15 protein-coding genes and 2 tRNA genes are annotated in these 15,895 nt (G+C 69.9%); 8 read left to right on the plus strand and 9 right to left on the minus strand.

Annotation, left to right across the window (positions count from 1 at the left end; genetic code table 11):
* Nucleotides 1–192: hypothetical protein (locus E8A12_RS03170; protein WP_293366306.1), on the minus strand; the 192-nt coding region annotated here is incomplete at its 3' end.
* 280 nt (nt 193–472) lie between these two features.
* Between E8A12_RS03170 and E8A12_RS03175 the strand changes: the two genes are divergently transcribed.
* Nucleotides 473–664 carry a hypothetical protein gene (locus E8A12_RS03175; RefSeq protein ID WP_293366307.1) on the plus strand — a complete coding sequence of 64 codons (192 nt, stop codon included), beginning with the start codon at nt 473–475 and terminating at the stop codon, nt 662–664.
* A 107-nt stretch (nt 665–771) separates the two neighbouring features.
* Here the strand turns inward: E8A12_RS03175 and gyrB are convergent, their stop codons facing one another.
* Nucleotides 772–3,237: a DNA topoisomerase (ATP-hydrolyzing) subunit B gene (gene gyrB, locus E8A12_RS03180; protein ID WP_293366308.1), complete on the minus strand. Its 2,466-nt coding sequence runs from the start codon at nt 3,235–3,237 to the stop codon at nt 772–774.
* Between the two features lie 196 nt (nt 3,238–3,433).
* On the opposite strand from gyrB, the gene E8A12_RS03185 reads away from it, so the two are divergent.
* Nucleotides 3,434–5,038: an energy transducer TonB gene (locus E8A12_RS03185; RefSeq protein ID WP_293366309.1), complete on the plus strand. Its 1,605-nt coding sequence runs from the start codon at nt 3,434–3,436 to the stop codon at nt 5,036–5,038.
* On the opposite strand, the gene recF is transcribed toward E8A12_RS03185, so the two are convergent.
* The gene (gene recF, locus E8A12_RS03190; protein WP_293366310.1) at nt 4,996–6,138 is read right to left on the minus strand and encodes a DNA replication/repair protein RecF; all 1,143 of its coding nucleotides are present in this window, start codon (nt 6,136–6,138) and stop codon (nt 4,996–4,998) included. The genes E8A12_RS03185 and recF overlap by 43 nt on opposite strands.
* Nucleotides 6,139–6,262: 124 nt before the next feature.
* On the opposite strand from recF, the gene E8A12_RS03195 reads away from it, so the two are divergent.
* Nucleotides 6,263–7,072: an isocitrate lyase/phosphoenolpyruvate mutase family protein gene (locus E8A12_RS03195; RefSeq protein ID WP_293366311.1), complete on the plus strand. Its 810-nt coding sequence runs from the start codon at nt 6,263–6,265 to the stop codon at nt 7,070–7,072.
* Here E8A12_RS03195 and E8A12_RS03200 read toward each other — a convergent pair.
* Nucleotides 7,069–7,449, minus strand: a complete 381-nt coding sequence (locus E8A12_RS03200; protein ID WP_293366312.1) for a VOC family protein — start codon at nt 7,447–7,449, stop codon at nt 7,069–7,071. The two genes, E8A12_RS03195 and E8A12_RS03200, sit on opposite strands and share 4 nt — an antisense overlap.
* A 132-nt stretch (nt 7,450–7,581) precedes the next feature.
* Between E8A12_RS03200 and polA the strand changes: the two genes are divergently transcribed.
* Both polA and E8A12_RS03210 read left to right on the plus strand, forming a co-directional pair.
* On the plus strand, nt 7,582–10,458 hold the full coding sequence (gene polA, locus E8A12_RS03205; protein WP_293366313.1) for a DNA polymerase I: 2,877 nt from the start codon (nt 7,582–7,584) through the stop codon (nt 10,456–10,458).
* 12 nt (nt 10,459–10,470) lie between these two features.
* Nucleotides 10,471–11,361 carry a DUF1206 domain-containing protein gene (locus E8A12_RS03210; RefSeq protein WP_293366314.1) on the plus strand — a complete coding sequence of 297 codons (891 nt, stop codon included), beginning with the start codon at nt 10,471–10,473 and terminating at the stop codon, nt 11,359–11,361.
* A gap of 13 nt (nt 11,362–11,374) precedes the next feature.
* Here the strand turns inward: E8A12_RS03210 and E8A12_RS03215 are convergent.
* Nucleotides 11,375–11,450, minus strand: a tRNA-Ala gene (locus tag E8A12_RS03215).
* A gap of 129 nt (nt 11,451–11,579) precedes the next feature.
* Between E8A12_RS03215 and E8A12_RS03220 the strand changes: the two genes are divergently transcribed.
* From E8A12_RS03220 to E8A12_RS03230, 3 genes are all read left to right on the plus strand, one after another.
* Nucleotides 11,580–11,885: a YggT family protein gene (locus E8A12_RS03220; RefSeq protein ID WP_293366315.1), complete on the plus strand. Its 306-nt coding sequence runs from the start codon at nt 11,580–11,582 to the stop codon at nt 11,883–11,885.
* Between the two features lie 5 nt (nt 11,886–11,890).
* On the plus strand, nt 11,891–12,175 hold the full coding sequence (locus E8A12_RS03225; protein WP_293366316.1) for a DUF167 family protein: 285 nt from the start codon (nt 11,891–11,893) through the stop codon (nt 12,173–12,175).
* 197 nt (nt 12,176–12,372) lie between these two features.
* Nucleotides 12,373–13,110 (plus strand): Sir2 family NAD-dependent protein deacetylase, encoded by a 738-nt coding sequence (locus E8A12_RS03230; RefSeq protein WP_293366317.1) that lies wholly within the window; start codon nt 12,373–12,375, stop codon nt 13,108–13,110.
* 6 nt (nt 13,111–13,116) lie between these two features.
* Here E8A12_RS03230 and E8A12_RS03235 read toward each other — a convergent pair whose 3' ends face one another.
* From E8A12_RS03235 to E8A12_RS03250, 4 genes are all read right to left on the minus strand, one after another.
* Nucleotides 13,117–13,575: a hypothetical protein gene (locus E8A12_RS03235; RefSeq protein WP_293366318.1), complete on the minus strand. Its 459-nt coding sequence runs from the start codon at nt 13,573–13,575 to the stop codon at nt 13,117–13,119.
* 119 nt (nt 13,576–13,694) lie between these two features.
* Nucleotides 13,695–13,770, minus strand: a tRNA-Thr gene (locus E8A12_RS03240).
* Between the two features lie 53 nt (nt 13,771–13,823).
* Entirely contained in the window at nt 13,824–15,350 is a 1,527-nt protein-coding gene (locus tag E8A12_RS03245) for a heme biosynthesis HemY N-terminal domain-containing protein (RefSeq protein ID WP_293366319.1), read from the minus strand.
* The coding region (locus tag E8A12_RS03250) for a mitofilin family membrane protein (protein ID WP_363211463.1) at nt 15,347–15,895 on the minus strand (549 nt) is incomplete at its 5' end. The genes E8A12_RS03250 and E8A12_RS03245, both read right to left, overlap by 4 nt.

Below are 15,895 nucleotides of genomic sequence, written 5' to 3' on the forward strand. Positions count from 1 at the left end.
GCGGATCGCCATGGCCAGGGCGGCGGCGGCCGCGTCCCAGTCCTGAGGCGGCGCCCTGGACCGGATCTGGACCGCGTCGACCCTTGCGCCGGTGGCGGCGACGGGCGGGTTGGACGGCAGGGACGGTTGAGCGGACGCGGGCAGAGCCAGCCCACAGGCCAGCACGACAGAAACGGCAAGGGCGATGCACAAGGAGACCTCCTGGGGTTTGCGCATCCAGCCTAGGAAGGACTCAGCGGCCCGGAATTGATCGAGATCAGTTTCGCCGACGTCGCGGGCTCAAGGCGCGGCCGGCTTTGTCCCGGCCGTCGTGCTGCCGCACTTGGTGAAATCGCCCGCCTTGCAGGCGGCGACGGCGGTGTTCCAGTCGGCCATGGCCTTGTCGTAGGCGGCCTGCTCGCGAGCCTTGGCCTGCTCCTGTTGCGCGAGCGTCGCCTTGTAGTCGGCCAGGGCGTTCTCGTAGGCGGCGCGCTTGGCGTCGTTGCGCCTGGACCTCGCGGTTCTTGGCGTTGATCTGCACGTTCAGCGCCTCGCTGCGGCGGGCCTGGTCCGCCAGGCCGGCGTCGCGCAGGAGCTTGGCCCCCAGCACCTCATCGGTCGGCGCCAGCGGCGGCAACGTCTGCGCGAGAGCTCCGCTGGCGAGCGCGCAGGCGACAAGGCATGAAACGACTGCGCTACGCATCCCATCCTCCAAGCTTGACCTTAAGCTTGGCAGATAGGGGCTCGACCGACGATCCGCATGATCTGCGTCACGTCAGGCCATTGTCGTCCCTAGACGTCGACCTCGGCGTCGAGGGCGTTTTCCTGGATGAACTCGCGGCGGGGCTCGACCAGGTCGCCCATCAGGCGGGCGAACATGTCGCCGGCGTCCTCGGCGTGGGTGATCTTGACCTGCAGCAGAGTGCGGGCCTCCGCGTCGAGCGTGGTCTCCCACAGCTGGTCGGCGTTCATTTCGCCCAGGCCTTTGTAGCGCTGGATCGAGAGGCCGCGGCGGCCGCCATCCATCACTGCATTGACCAGGTCGATCGGCCCGCGGACTACGGTGGCGCGGTCGCGGCGGGTGAAGGTGGCGCGGCCGGCGAAGATCTCCGCCAGCTCCTTCGACCGCTCCGCCAGGCGCCGCGCGTCGGCGGCGTGCAGCAGGAGCTCGTCCAGCACGACGCGTTCCGAGACGCCGCGCTTCACGCGGGAGAAGACGTAGCTGGCGCCATCGCCGGCCGCGCCGGTCCAGGCGCCGTCGCCCTCCTCGGCGTAGAGGTCCAGGCGCGCGGCCGCCTTGGCGAGATCGCCGCCAGGCGCCAGCAGGCCGGCCAACGCCGACTGCTCGATGGCGAAGGCCGGGGCTCGGGCCGCCAGACGCTCGACGTTGGCTTTAGCGCCGCGGGCGGTCTGCACCATGGCCAGCAGATCGGCGCCGGTGATCCGTTGGCCGTCCGACAGGTCCAGCGTGGCCCCGTCGACGCCCTCGTCGATCAGGTAGATCTCCAGCTCCGGGTCATCCTTCAGGTAGCGGACCGACTTTCCCTTCGACGCCTTATAGAGCGGCGGCTGGGCGATATAGAGGTAACCGCGGTCGATCACCTCGCGCATCTGCCGGAAGAAGAAGGTGAGCAGGAGCGTGCGGATGTGGGCGCCGTCGACGTCGGCGTCGGTCATCAGCACGATCTTGTGATAGCGCAGCTTGTCGATGTTGAAGTCTTCGCTGCCGATGCCGGCGCCCAGGGCCGTGATCAGGGTGCCGATCTGCTCCGAGCCCAGCATCTTGTCGAAGCGGGCGCGCTCGACGTTCAGAATCTTGCCGCGGAGCGGCAGGATCGCCTGGTTGTCGCGGTTGCGGGCCTGTTTGGCCGAGCCGCCGGCCGAGTCGCCTTCGACGATGAAGATCTCCGACTTTGCCGGGTCCTTCTCCGCGCAGTCGGCGAGCTTGCCGGGCAGCGAGGAGATATCCAGCGCCGACTTGCGGCGGGTCAGTTCGCGGGCCTTGCGCGCGGCCTCGCGGGCGGCGGCGGCCTCGGCGATCTTCTGGACGATCAGGCGCGCTTCGGTGGGATGCTCCTCGAACCAGGAGCCCAGACCCTCGCCGACCAAGCCTTCTACGGCCGGGCGCACCTCGGAGGAGACCAGCTTGTCCTTGGTCTGGGAGGAGAACTTCGGGTCCGGCACCTTGACCGACAGGACGCAGGTCAGGCCCTCGCGAGCATCTTCACCACCCACCGAGACCTTCTCGCGCTTGGCCGCGCCGGAGCTCTCCGCATAGCCGGTGATGATCCGCGTCAGCGCCGAGCGGAAGGCCGCCAGGTGGGTGCCCCCGTCGCGCTGGGGGATGTTGTTCGTGAAGCAGAGCACGTTCTCGTGGTAGCTGTCGTTCCACCACAGCGACATGTCGAGCTCGACGTTCTCGCGCTTGCCGCGGATGACGATCGGCTCCTTCAGGAGGGGCGTCTTGGCCGCGTCCAGGTGGCGCACGAAGGCCTCGATGCCGCCTTCGTAGTGCATGACCTCGACGAAGGGCTCGGCCCCGCGGTGGTCCTTCAGCCAGATGGTCACGCCGGAGTTCAGGAAGGCCAGTTCGCGCAGGCGGTGCTCCAGCGTCTTCACGTCGAAGTCGATGAAGGCGAAGGTCTGCAGCGACGGCAGGAAGGTGACCTCGGTGCCGGACAGCGGCTCGCCGTTTTCGCGCATCGGCGCGACGCCGGTCTCCCTCAGCGGCGCCACCGCGTCGCCGTGGCGAAACTCCATCTCGTAGGACTTGCCGCCGCGATAGATCTTCAGCTTGAGAAATTCGGAGAGCGCGTTGACCACCGACACGCCCACGCCATGCAGGCCGCCGGAGACCTTGTAGGAGTTCTGGTCGAATTTCCCGCCGGCGTGCAGCTGGGTCATGATGACCTCGGCCGCGGAGATGCCCTCGCCCTCGTGGATGTCCACCGGGATGCCGCGGCCGTCGTCGGTGACCGTGCAGGAGCCGTCGGCGTTGAGGATGACCTCGACGCGCGTGGCCCACCCGGCCAGCGTCTCGTCGATGGCGTTGTCGACCACCTCGTAGACCATGTGGTGCAGGCCCGAGCCGTCGTCGGTGTCGCCGATGTACATTCCCGGCCGCTTGCGCACCGCGTCGAGGCCCTTCAGGACCTTGATGCTCTCCGCGCCATAATCGTCCTGGCCGTTGTTTTCGGGCGTCGGGCCCTGGCCGTGCGAGGAATTCGGGCCGTGCGGGTCGTCGTTGTTTTCGCTCATTCGGAGGTCCGTTGGACGGCCGCGCCGAGGGCTGGGCGCGCCAGAAGCCGGAGGCCATCGCCGCCGGCGGTTTCTCAGGATTCTATATAGGGGTTGGGGCCTGATTCTGCACCCTTTTGCGATGGCGCCGATAGGCTGGCCGAGCGCCCAGTATTCGCTACATTCCTCGGGCTTAGCGGGGGAGAGCTTCATGGGATTGCGACTTGCCGTCGTCGCAGGGGTTTTTGCGGTCGCCAGCCACGCCTACGCTACGCCGCCGATCATCACGCACCCCGACTGGATCGTGAAGCCAGGGCCGGATGCCTACTCCCGGTATTTCCCGAAATTGGCCACGGAACTGGGCCTTTCCGGCTACACCATCATCCACTGCAAGGTTCGCCGCGATGGCTATCTTTCAGACTGCGGCGTCAGCATGGAACGGCCCGTCGGCCTAGGCTTCGGCCAAGCGGCGATCGGCCTGAGCGCCGAATTTCAGATGAAGCCACAAACGCTCAACGGCCAGCCTGTGGATGGCGGGGGGATCAATATACCGATCCGGTTCAATGCGCCGCCCATTGAGGTCGCCGCCGAACCGGTCGCGCCTCTGTCGGAGGGAGCCGCACGGCAAGCCTTCCGGGCGGTGGATGCGACCAGAGCAGTCGACACCAACCAAGGCGCTTATGAACAACACGCGAAGCAGATGGAAGCGATGGGCGCGGACCCGGCCAGCGCCCGCGCGGGCGCCGAGGCCTATCGCCGCGCCAGCGTGGCTCACCGGGACGACTTCCGCACTGCCTACGCTCGGGCCTTTGCGTCGGTGTTCAGCGAGAGCGAGCTGACCGCTATCGGGGACTACAGCCTCGTGGCCGGGGACCAGAAGCAGGCGAACGAGACCTTCGCAACGGTGCAGGCTCAGATCGTAAATGAATACCAACGTAACGTCGCTGCCCGTGCCCACGTCGCCTTCTGCGCCAAGGTGCCCTGTGGCTCACCGGCCGACGTCCTGCGGGTCTGGCGCGCCGTCGATCCGCGCGACGCCGGACGGATCGACAATCCGCAGTGGGTGGCGCAGCCCGACGGGGACACGCTAACGGGCGCCCAGCCAAAGCTGGCCGGCCTTCTCGGTCTGAACGGGATCGTGCGGCTCACGTGCAAGGTCGCGGAGAGGGGTGACTTGACCGGTTGCGTGGTCGACGAAGAGACGCCCGCCGGCCTCGGCTACGGCGGGGCGGCCCTGAAAGTGACCGGCGACTATCTCCTGAACCCGATCCAGTTGGCGACGGGCGCGGCCGGGCGCAAGGCAACGGTTCGGGTGGGCTTTCCCGCCACGCCTCAAACCGAACCGTTCCACGTGAAACCGGGTTCCGCTTCCGCTGTCGCGCTAGCGCGGCGGGTCGGAACCATCGAAAAGGTGATTGAGACCGGTCGGTTGGAGACCGAGCTCCAAGCCACCGACTTCGCCACTAACGCGCCCAAGGGCTCCGATTCGAAGGTCTACGACCTAGCCGTGGACGCCTATCGCGCAGCAGCGCAGCAGGCCCTCGCCGACTACATCGATCAGAGCCTCGACAATATCTCTACGGCCTATTCGGAGGCGCAGTTACAGGCGCGCGCGGACTTCGCGGCGACTTCGGGCGGCCAGGCGGAGCAGAGTCGGAGCAAGGAGCTCGCCCTGGCCCTGCGCGACGCCCAAGCCCTTGTCACCTACAAGATCCGCGACGAAGCCCGGGCCGAGTTCTGCAAGACGCACGATTGCTCCGTGCCACCGCCCGCGCAACCTCAGAGCGCGCTCAGCTCCGCACCCTCGACCCTGAAGCCCTGAGCGCGGCCGGCGAGGCCTTCGAACAGGTGGTCGTCGGTTCCGGTGAGGAAGGCTTGTAGCCCCAGCGCCTCGATCTCGTCGAACAACGCCCCGCGGCGTCGCGCGTCGAGGTGGGCCGCCACTTCGTCCAGCAGCAGGATCGGGCTGGGCGAGCTTTCCGAGCGCGCCAGGCGGGCGGCCTGCGCCAGGACCAGGTTCAAAATCAGCGCTTTCTGCTCGCCGGTGGAACATTCGGCGGCTGGGCGGTCCTTTTCGGCGTGGATGACGGCCAGGTCGCCGCGGTGCGGGCCGATGAGCGCGCGGCCGGCGGCGGTGTCGCGGGGACGCGCGGCCGCGAGCGCCCGGGCCAATTTCGCCTCGATGTCGGCGATCTCGGCGCCGGCGGCGGCCATCTGCTCCCACTCGCCGGTGAGCGACAGCCTGGCCTGCGGGAAGGGCCGCTCGCCACGGCCGTCGATCTCGGCCTGCAGGGCGGCGAGCGTCGTGGCGCGGGCCTCGGCCATCAGGGAGCCAGCCTCGGCCAGGCGGGCTTCCAGGGCGTCCAGCCAGGCGGCATCGGGCGCCTGGGTCTCGTCGGTGAGCAGGCGCATACGCTCGCGCTGGGACTTCTCGTAGGCCTGGGCGTGTGCGGCGTGGCGTGGGATGGCGGCGAACACCAGCCGGTCGAAGAAGCGCCGCCGCTCCGAGGCGCCCTCCAGGAACAGGCGATCCTGGGCCGGCGTCAGCCAGACCTGGCGCAGATGGTCGGCCAGGCGCCCCGGCGGCGTGGTCTCGCCGGCGATCCGCACCGTGCGCCGGGCCGCGCCAGGCTCGGCGACGCCGGTCCCGAGCTGGGTCTCATCGCCGGACGCAGAGACGATCGCCGAGACCGCCCAGGCGCGGCCCACCGACTCTCCCGGCAGACGCCGCCCCACTTCGGCCAGGCTCGCGCCGCGCAGCCCCCGGCCCGGCGTGAACAGGCTGACCGCCTCCAGGAGGTTGGTCTTCCCCGCTCCGTTGGGCCCGACCAGATAGACCGGGCGCCCATCCAGCACGAGGTCGGCCCGCGCATAGGACCGGAAGTCGGTCAGGGTCAGGCGGGAAAGGGCCGTGGCGATCACGGCGGGGTTCTACAGGGTTTCGTCCAGAGGCGCGAAGGCGCCGTCGATGTCCGGTTTCCGCCAGCGGTTGTCACAGGCGCGACGCACCTTACGTCTAGGCTCAAGAGAACTAACGGAGGCGCCCATGGACCAGAAGACCAAGGCGGCGGCGTTCGGCGCGCTGCATCACGACGGTCAGATCCTGATCCTGCCCAACGCCTGGGACGCGGCCAGCGCGGCGGTGATGGAGGACGCCGGCGCCAAGGCCGTGGCCACCTCCTCAGCCGCCGTGGCCTGGGCGCACGGCTATCCGGACGGCGACATCCTTCCCCTCCCCTGCCTGCTGGAGACCGTCGAGGCCGTGGCGCGGGTGGTGAAGGTCCCGGTCACCGCCGATATCGAGGGCGGCTATACCGACGACCTGAACCGGCTGGCCGAGACCGTCCGCGCGGTGATCGGGGTCGGCGCGGTCGGGATCAATCTGGAAGACGGCGCGCGGGCGCCCGAGCTGCACGCCCGCAAGATCGAGGCGGCGCGCAAGGCGGCCGACGTCGAAGGCGTGGATCTGTTCATCAATGCGCGCATCGACGTCTATCTGAAGGGCCTCGCCGAGGGCCATGCGGCCTATGTTGAGACCATCGCGCGGGCCGAACGCTACCGCGACGCCGGCGCCAGCGGGATCTTCGTGCCCGGCCCCAGCGACGCCGACCTGATCGGCCGGCTGGCCGACGAGATCCACCTGCCGCTCAACATGATGCTGGTCGCAGGCCTGCCGGGCGCCGAGCAGTTGCAGGCGCTGGGCGTCCGGCGTCTCAGTTCCGGCGGCGGCGCGTTCTGGGCCGCCTATTCACGCCTGGCCGAGGGCGTCGCGGGCTATCTGGCCGACGGCAAGGCCGACCACTTCGCGCCCGGCGCGGGCGTCCTGGGCAACCTCAACAAACGATTCGGCGCCTAGCTGGCCATGCGGTGCAGGCCGCAGAGCTTGTTGCCGTCCGGGTCGCGCAGATAGGCGAGATAGAGCTTGCCGGCGGCGCCTTCGCGAACGCCGGGCGGGTCCTCGCAGGTGGTCCCGCCGGCGCCGAGACCCGCCGCGTGCCAGGCGTCGGCCTGTTCCGACGAGGCGCAGGCGAACCCGATGGTGCCGCCGTTCGGCGCCGTCGCCGGCTCGCCGTTGATCGGCAGGGAGACCGAGAAGGTCCCGGTGGGCGTGCGGTAGAAGATGCGGTGACGATCGACGAAGCCGGCGGGCACGCCGAGGGTCCCTAGCAGCGCGTCATAGAACGACTTGGCGCGGGGCAGGTCGTTGGTGCCGATCATGATGTGCGAGAACATGGCGCATCCCTCCGTTGGCGTGTTTCCGGGGACGCATGTGCGGGAAGTTCGCGGAGATGACAATACCGGGACATCGCCCGATCTCGTCGCATCACAGATGACCTACCGCCCGCCCGCGCCTATCTTGTCGCGATGACCGACACCCTCGACGCCGCCCCGCAGACATTGGACGAGATCCCGCGCGAACCGACGCAGGACGGCCCCAAGGTGCGCCTATATCTGGTGGACGGATCGGGCTTCATCTTCCGCGCCTTCCACGCCCTGCCGCCGCTGACGCGGAAGTCGGACGGCCTGCCGGTGGGCGCGGTGGCGGGCTTCTGCAACATGCTGTGGAAGCTCTTGGTCGACATGAAAGCCTCGGCCGCGGCGCCGACCCACCTGGCGGTGATCTTCGACCACGCCGAGGACACCTTCCGCAACAAGCTCTACGACCAGTACAAGGCCCACCGCCCGCCGGCGCCCGAGGACCTGGTCCCGCAGTTCCCGCTGGTGCGCGATGCGACGCGAGCCTTCGGGGTGCCGTGCCTGGAGCTGCCCGGCTACGAGGCCGACGACCTGATCGCGGCCTACGCCTGCAAGGTGCGCGACGCCGGCGGCGAGGTTGTGATCGTCTCCTCCGACAAGGACCTGATGCAGCTTGTGGGGCCGCGCGTCTCGATGCTGGATACGATGAAGACCCCCAATCTGGTGATCCGCGCCGAGCAGGTGTTCGACAAGTTCGGGGTGACGCCGGACAAAGTGGTCGACGTCCAGGCCCTGTGCGGGGACTCGGTCGACAACGTCCCGGGCGCGCCGGGCATCGGCATCAAGACAGCCTCGCTGCTGATCAACGAATTCGGCGACCTCGACACGCTGCTGGCGCGGGCCGGCGAGATCAAGCAGGACAAGCGCCGCCAGACCCTGATCGACTTCGCCGACCAGATCCGCCTGTCGCGCCAGCTGGTGCAGCTCGACTGCGAAACGCCTCTGCCCTCGCCGGTGGATGAGCTGGCGGTGGCCGAGCCGAACGCCGAGACCCTGGCGGCCTTCCTCGAGCAGATGGAGTTCCGGACCCTGGCGCGCCGGGTCGCCGAGGCTCAAGGGGGGTCCGCGCACAGCGCCACGCCGAAACCGTCGGAGACCAGGGCCCCGGAAGCGCCGAAGCACGGCGCCATCGACGTCAACGCCTACCAGTGCGTCCGCGACCTGGAGTCGCTGGACGCCTGGATCGCCAAGGCCTTCGCCAAGGGGCTGGTGGCCTTCGATACCGAGACCGACGCCCTGTCGTCGTCGGCGGCCAACCTATGCGGCGTCTCCCTGGCCACCGCGCCGGGCGACGCCTGCTACATCCCGCTGGGCCACGAGCAGGAGCAGGAAGGCGGCTTGCTTCTGGAGGCGCCCGCGGCGCTCGACCAGATCCCCATCGACGAGGCGCTTGCGCGGCTGAAGCCGCTTCTGGAGTCCCCTGCGGTCTTGAAGGTGGCGCAGAACGGCAAGTACGACATGGCCGTCCTCTTCCGCTACGGGATCGAGGTCGGACCTATCGACGACACCATGCTGATCGCCTTCGCGCTCGAAGGCGGCCTACACAAGAGCTACGGCATGGACGAGCTCTCCAAGCGCCTGCTGGAGCACGAGCCGATCAGCTTCAAGACGGTGGCGGGGACCGGCAAGGCGCAGAAGAGTTTCAAGCATGTCGAGCTCACCGCCGCGACCTGCTATGCGGCCGAGGACGCCGACGTCACCCTACGTATCTACGAGCACCTGCGGCCGCGCCTCGCCCACGAACATCTGTTGACCGTTTATGAGACCCTGGAGCGGCCCCTGCCCAAGGTGCTGGTCGAGATGGAGCTGGCCGGGGTGAAGGTCGATCCGGAACGGCTGCGCCTGCTCTCCAACGATTTCGCCGTGCGCATGGGCGAGTTGGAGATCGAGGCCCACAAGGTGGCGGGCCGGCCGTTCAACCTGGGCTCGCCCAAGCAGATCGGCGACATCCTGTTCGGCGAGATGGGGCTGGTGTCGGGCCGCACCACGGCCACCGGGGCGCAGTCCACCGACGCCTCAATGCTGGAAGACCTCGCGGCGCAGGGCCACGAGCTGCCGCGCATCCTCCTGGATTGGCGGCAACTGTCGAAGCTGAAGGGCACCTATACCGACAACCTGGTGACGGCGATCGACCCCAGGACCAACCGGGTGCACACGTCCTACTCGCTTGCTGCGGCCACCACGGGGCGGCTCGCCTCGTCGGACCCCAATCTGCAGAACATCCCGGTCCGCACCGAGGAAGGCCGCAAGATCCGCAAGGCGTTCATCGCCGAGCCGGGCCATGTGCTGATCAGCGCCGACTATTCGCAGATCGAGCTACGCCTGCTGGCCCACATCGGCGACATCCCGCAGCTGAAGAAAGCCTTCGCCGAGGGGGTCGACATCCACGCCCTGACGGCGTCGGAGATGTTCGGCGTGCCGGTGGAAGGCATGCCGGCCGAAACGCGGCGGCGCGCCAAGGCGATTAACTTCGGCATCGTCTACGGCATCTCGGCCTTCGGCCTCGCCAATCAGCTGTCGATCCCGCGGGAGGAAGCCGGCGCCTATATCAAGACCTATTTCGAGCGCTTCCCCGGCATCCGCAGCTACATGGACCGCATGCAGCGCCAGGTCCGCGCCGAGGGCTTCGTGACCACCATCTTCGGCCGCAAGATCTACATCCCGGCCGCGCAGGGGAAATCGCCGGCCGAACGGGCGTTCGGCGACCGGGCCGCGATCAACGCCCCGATCCAGGGCGCCGCCGCCGACGTGATCCGCCGCGCCATGGTCCGGATGCCGGCGGCGCTGCGCGAAGCGGGCCTGAGCGCGAAGATGCTGCTGCAGGTGCACGACGAACTGATCTTCGAGGCGCCGGAGGCGGAAGCCGACGCCGTGATCGCCGTCGCCAGGCGAATTATGGAGAAGGCGCCGGAGCCTGCGGTCGCGTTGACCGTTCCCCTTGTGGTCGACGCACGCGCGGCGGCCAATTGGGATGACGCCCACTAGGAGAAGTCCGCGATGGATGGGGAGGCCGCGAGCGTCGCCGTCCTGCCCCGAATCCGGGTCTTTGAGCGCCTGCGCCGGCGCTTCAGGGCCGCGCCCTGGGCCGCGACCGTCGAGATGGCGGCACGCCTGGGCTACGTGGCGCGCGGGGTAGTCTATCTCAGCGTGGGCGCCATCGCCTTCTCGGCGGCGATCGGGCTGGCCCCGCACCCGCATGGGGCGATCGGCGCGCTCAGGGCCTGGGCTCGGTGGCCGCTCGGGGTCGCTCTGCTCTGGCTGACGGGCGTCGGGCTCTACGGATTCGCCGGCTGGCGAGCCCTGCAGGCCGTTTTCGACGCCGACAATCAGGGGAACGGCGCCAAGGCCCTGGCGAGCCGGGTGGGTCAGGCGCTCAGTGGCTTCATCTACGGCAGCTTGGCGGTCTCGATCTTCGGGGTCATCGACACCCTGCACGACCTGCGCCACGCCGAGCTCGAAAAGACCAGCGAACGGGTGGCCAAGGTCATGGCCTGGCCGCTCGGCCCGAAACTGGTGATCCTGCTCGGCCTGTTCATTATCGCCTGCGGTGTCGGCAACGCCATCCGCGCGGTCATCGACGATTTCGGATCGACCCTGAAGTGCGAAGCTAAGCTGACGGCCTGGGCCTGCTGGCTGGCGCGGGTGGGCTATTTCGGCCGCGGCGTGGCCATGCTGCCGGTGGGCTTCTTCATGCTGCGGGCCGGCTGGCACGAGCGCGCCTCCGAGGCGCGAGGGGTCGGGAGCGCGCTCGGCGCGCTGCATGCCCAGACCTTTGGCGACGAGGTGCTGGCGCTGGTCGCCCTGGGGGTCGTGGCCTTCGGGATCTTCGCTTTCGTTGAGGCCTGGCACCGCCCAATCCGCCCGGAGGCGGCGCTTAGTCAGGGCTGATGAAAGGGGGCCCTGGTGGAGCCGAGGGGAATCGAACCCCTGACCTCCTCATTGCGAACGAGGCGCTCTACCATCTGAGCTACGGCCCCTGGAAGACCAGGAAGGCGCGGAATAACCCTTTTGGCCCCGCCTCTGTCAAGCCGCTGTCGGACGCGACGGCGCGGCGACCCGTCGCGGCTTGGCTTTGCCGGCGCCGCAAAGCCCGCTAGAACGCCGCCATGGGCTCCTTCCTCTACTTCATCGTCGATGGCCTGCTTGGCCTGCTCGTGGTGGCGATCATCATCAGCGCAATCCTGTCGTGGCTGGTCGCCTTCGACGTGATCAACCTGCGCAACCAGTTCGTCTACAACGTCGCCCGCTTCCTGGACGCGCTGACCCGCCCGATCCTGCGGCCGGTGCAGAAGGTGATCCCACCGATCGGCGGCGTCGACATCAGCCCGATCATCGTCCTGCTGGTGATCCAGGGTATCCGCCAGTTCCTGCTGCCGCTGGCCTTTGGTCCGCTGATCGCGGTCCTGCACTAGCGGCGATGCGGCTTACCGTCCGGGTCACCCCGCGCGGCGGGCGCGATGCGCTGGACGGTTGGGCCGCCGACGCCGAGGGCCGCCCGATCCTGAAGGTGCGCGTCGCCGCGGCGGCCGCCGACGGAGCGGCCAACGCCGCGGTGCTGGCGCTGCTGGCCAAGTCGCTCGGCCGGCCCAGGTCCGCCCTCACCCTGGTGGCCGGCCAAACCGCGCGGCTCAAGCGAATCGAGGTCGAAGGGCTGGAGGCAGCGCAACTGGCCGTGGCCTTCGGCTCGCCACCCGGGCCCTGAGCGGTTTTAAGACCGGCGTTCGGAACCTATCGAGCGGGCATCGGTTTACCGCTCGATCCCTTCGGCTTCCCCCCGCCGGAGCGGTCACGGGCCGGCTCGGCGACACCCTGGCATCCCCCCGACCAACGTCGGGCCGGTCCCCCTCTTCTTCTGTCCCTGCCCTGGTTGAGAGTTGCGCGCGGCGCCAAGATGGCGTCATGTCACGCGCCGATCTCGCCCGCCTGATCGCCGACGCCAAGCGTCTGGTGGTGTTCACCGGCGCGGGCATCTCCACCGAGTCCGGCATCCCCGACTTCCGCAGCCCGGGCGGCGTATGGAGCCGGATGAAGCCGATCTACTTCCAGGACTTCGTCTCCGACCCGGCGCGACGCCGCGAGGCCTGGGAGCGGGCCTTCTCCGGGCGGGCCGGCTGGACAGGCCGCGCGCCCAACGCCGGGCACCATGCGGTGGCGCGCCTGGTCGCGCAGGGCAAGGCCACCCACGTGATCACCCAGAACGTCGACAACCTGCATCAGGATTCAGGCGTGCCCGCCGATCAGGTGATCGAGCTGCACGGCAACGCCAGCTATGCGACTTGCCTCGAGTGCGCCGAGCGCCACGAGCTGGCGGAGCTGAAGGAGAGCTTCCTGAAGGCCGGCGAGATTCCCTATTGCCGCTGCGGCGGGCTGGTGAAGACCGCCACCATCTCCTTCGGCCAGGCCATGCCGGCCGGTCCTATGGCCCGCGCCGAGGCCGCCACGCTGGAATGCGACACCTTCCTGGTGCTGGGCTCGTCGCTGGTGGTGCATCCGGCGGCGGGGTTCCCACTGCTCGCCAAGCGCAACGGCGCGACCCTGGCCATCGTCAACCGCGAAGCGACCGACCTGGACAGCTACGCCGACCTGGTGCTGCACGACGAGATCGGCCCTGCGATGGCCGGCGCGGTCCTGAACTGAGCTCGCCTACTTCGGCGGCGCGGGCGCCGGCGCGGCCGCGGGCGGGGCCGCCGGGCCAGGCGGCGGCGCACCGGGCGGCCGCAGACCGTTCATGGCGGCCTCGAAGCCCTGACCGGCGGCGCTGACGATCGGTCCGCAGCGCTTCAGCTCGGCCTGCAGCTGCTCCGGCCCCAGGGTCGGCGCCTGGGCCTTCACCGCCGCGGCCAGGTCAAGCCCGGGGGCCCGCCCGTTGATGCGGCCGACGAAGAAGTGGATGCCGAACTGCGCCGCCTGGGGATGGTCCTTATTGATGTTGGAGAAGGCCACCATGGTCAGCAGGCAGCGGACGTCCGAGGTCACGGTGTCGGCCTTGGCCGGCGCGTGGCCGGCGGCGTGGGCGGGCGCGGGCGCACCGGAAGCGGCGAAGGCCGGAGACCCGGCGACCAGCGTGACCGCCATCAGCAGCGGCGCGGTGAAGGCTTGCATCGGAATACCTCGAAACGGCGACATGGGATCTGGGCCTCGCCGCAACGCGCCGGCCCGCATTTGGGTCAACCCTATAGAGCCCGCCCTAATGGGCTGTAACCCGCCATTTTGGGTGAAGGTGGTGCCGCCTAGGTGACTCGAACACCTGACCTACGCATTACGAATGCGCCGCTCTACCGGCTGAGCTAAGGCGGCCCAAGGGCCTTTGTATCCGGCTGCGCCCGGGAGGCCCGGGCGCGAAGGAGCGCCTATTTAGCGGCTCTCGGCGCGCTCGCCAAGCGGCTGGCGCCCCGACGACGACGTCCGGGCGCGGGCGGGGGTTCGACGGCTTCGGCGTCTTCGTCGTCGTAGCCCTCTTCGTCCAGCGGAAAGAGCACTGGCGCGCCGCCGTCGGGACTGAGAAAGGCCGCGGCGTCGGCATAGGCGATCGGCAGCTCGGGCAGCGCGTTCAGACCCCGCTCGCGGCGCTCGTGACGCGGATGGATGAGCTCTCCGGTCTCGGCGTAGGCGATCACCAGCCGGGCCCAGTCGGCGGCGTCGTAGGCGAAGGCCCGGCCCTCCGGGTCGAGGTCTGACCAGTCCGGCTCCTGCGGGGCGTTCATCCCCTGGGCGAGCCACAGCCGCGCCTCGTCCGGCTGGGCGCAGGCATAGGCGACGCGCGCACGCAGGCCCGCGATCCGCGCAGTGACGGGCTCTTCGTCGAGGGCCGCCATGGCCTGGCGCGCCGCGGCGCCGTCGCCGACGGTCAGGGCGCGCTCGACGCCGAGGACGCGGCTTTCGCGATGGTTGGGGTTCTGGGCGGCTAGTTCGCTGAGCCGCCGGGCCCGCTCGGCGGGAGTCTCGTTGGTCCGGAGGTCGCGGAAAGCCAGCCACAGGGCGGGATGCGGGGCGGTCTTCCAGGCGGCTTCGAGCATCGCCGAGGCGCGGCCGAGCTTGCCGTCCTCGGCGAGCAGGCGTGCAGCCATGACCACGCCAGGCGCGAAGCCCGGCTGCAGCTTGGCGGCCTCGATGGCGCTATCTTGCGCCTGGCTGCGGGTCTTGGGGTTGCTGGAGCCGGCGAGCTGGGCGGCGAGTGCAGCCAGAAGGGCGGCGCGGGCCCGCTCAGCGGTGACCGGCGGGACGATCTTGCGGTCGGCGGCGTTCTTGACCAGCTCCAGGCCCGAGCTCCACTCGGCGGCGGCGAGGCGCGACTCGAGGAGGGCGCGCCAGGCCCAGCGGGCGCTGCGGGTCTCGCTGAAGGCCTCCTGGGCGTGGCGCAGCGCCGTCTCCCGCTCGCCCTGCGCTAGGGCCAGCTGCATCAGCCCCTTGTGGCCGGCCAGCCGCATGTCGGGGAAGCCCAGCATGGCGGTATAGGCGGCCTGGGCGGCGGGGACGTCGCCGGCGGCTTCGGCGGCCTGGGCGGCGAGGATGCGCACCAGTCCCGGCGTCTCGTCGGCCAGGTTGGCGGCCTTCTGCGCCAGGCGCCGCGCCTCGGAGCCGTCGCCGGCGGCGGCGGCCACGAAGCCGCGGGTCAGGGCGTCGTTGGCCTGGCGGCGGCGGGTCTCCGCGCGGGCGCGCTCGGCGCGCTGCGGGGCGGCCAGGATCCAGAGCAGGGTGCGCCAGAAGACGGTGGTCAGAAGCGCGCCGAACAGCACGATCAGCACCGCGACGGCGGCGGTCATGTCGGCGCGCCAACCCAGCCACACCACGCTGGCCCGGCCCGCGTCGCCGGTCAGCGCCAGGGCTGCGACGGCGACCGCCGCGACGATGAGGATGGCGAGGCTGGCGCGGATCATGCGCCGCCCCTCGCCTCGCTGGCCAAGGTCTGGAGCGCGCGGGCGCGGAGCGCAAAGGCGTTGCGGTCGATCTCGGCGCGGCGCTCGGCGCGGTTACGCCAGGGGGCCATGGCGTCCTTCGCCCCTGCCGGAAGCTTGTCGAGGGACCGAAGCGCCCGGTCGAGGTCGCCGTCCTCCACCTGCCGCTCGGCGCGCGCCAGGACCGCATCGACGCCATCGCCTGCCATATCGCCCACCCGCCGAAGCGTCACCACGCGGGAGAGTTCATAGACGATGCGGTCCCCCAGGCCCGCCTTGTCGCCTGGGGCGCGGGCGGCGCTGGCGGCGCGCGCGGCGTAGTCCGGGTAGCTGGCGGCCAGCGCCGTGCGGCTGGGCGCGCCCGCGCCGGCCAGCCGCGCCAGCGCCTCGAGCTCCGGCGAGGGCGGGGAGATGGCCCGCAGGCTGGACAGCTCGTCGGCGAAGGGGCTGGAGCCCTGGGTGGCCTCGACGACCGCGGAAGCTGCGAGCGCGGCGGCGGCGGCCTGGGAGGCGTGGGTCTGCTGGCT

Source organism: Phenylobacterium sp. (assembly GCF_004799395.1).
In the GTDB taxonomy this organism is placed as follows: domain Bacteria; phylum Pseudomonadota; class Alphaproteobacteria; order Caulobacterales; family Caulobacteraceae; genus Phenylobacterium.

What these genes read in the sequence shown, in the direction of transcription:
- gyrB (WP_293366308.1), bottom strand. Translation starts at nt 3,237, where the DNA reads ATGAGCGAAAACAACGACGACCCGCACGGCCCGAATTCCTCGCACGGC.
- E8A12_RS03195 (WP_293366311.1), top strand. Translation starts at nt 6,263, where the DNA reads ATGGACCAGAAGACCAAGGCGGCGGCGTTCGGCGCGCTGCATCACGAC.
- E8A12_RS03200 (WP_293366312.1), bottom strand. Translation starts at nt 7,449, where the DNA reads ATGTTCTCGCACATCATGATCGGCACCAACGACCTGCCCCGCGCCAAG.
- polA (WP_293366313.1), top strand. Translation starts at nt 7,582, where the DNA reads ATGACCGACACCCTCGACGCCGCCCCGCAGACATTGGACGAGATCCCG.
- E8A12_RS03210 (WP_293366314.1), top strand. Translation starts at nt 10,471, where the DNA reads ATGGATGGGGAGGCCGCGAGCGTCGCCGTCCTGCCCCGAATCCGGGTC.
- E8A12_RS03220 (WP_293366315.1), top strand. Translation starts at nt 11,580, where the DNA reads ATGGGCTCCTTCCTCTACTTCATCGTCGATGGCCTGCTTGGCCTGCTC.
- E8A12_RS03225 (WP_293366316.1), top strand. Translation starts at nt 11,891, where the DNA reads ATGCGGCTTACCGTCCGGGTCACCCCGCGCGGCGGGCGCGATGCGCTG.
- E8A12_RS03230 (WP_293366317.1), top strand. Translation starts at nt 12,373, where the DNA reads ATGTCACGCGCCGATCTCGCCCGCCTGATCGCCGACGCCAAGCGTCTG.
- E8A12_RS03235 (WP_293366318.1), bottom strand. Translation starts at nt 13,575, where the DNA reads ATGCAAGCCTTCACCGCGCCGCTGCTGATGGCGGTCACGCTGGTCGCC.
- E8A12_RS03245 (WP_293366319.1), bottom strand. Translation starts at nt 15,350, where the DNA reads ATGATCCGCGCCAGCCTCGCCATCCTCATCGTCGCGGCGGTCGCCGTC.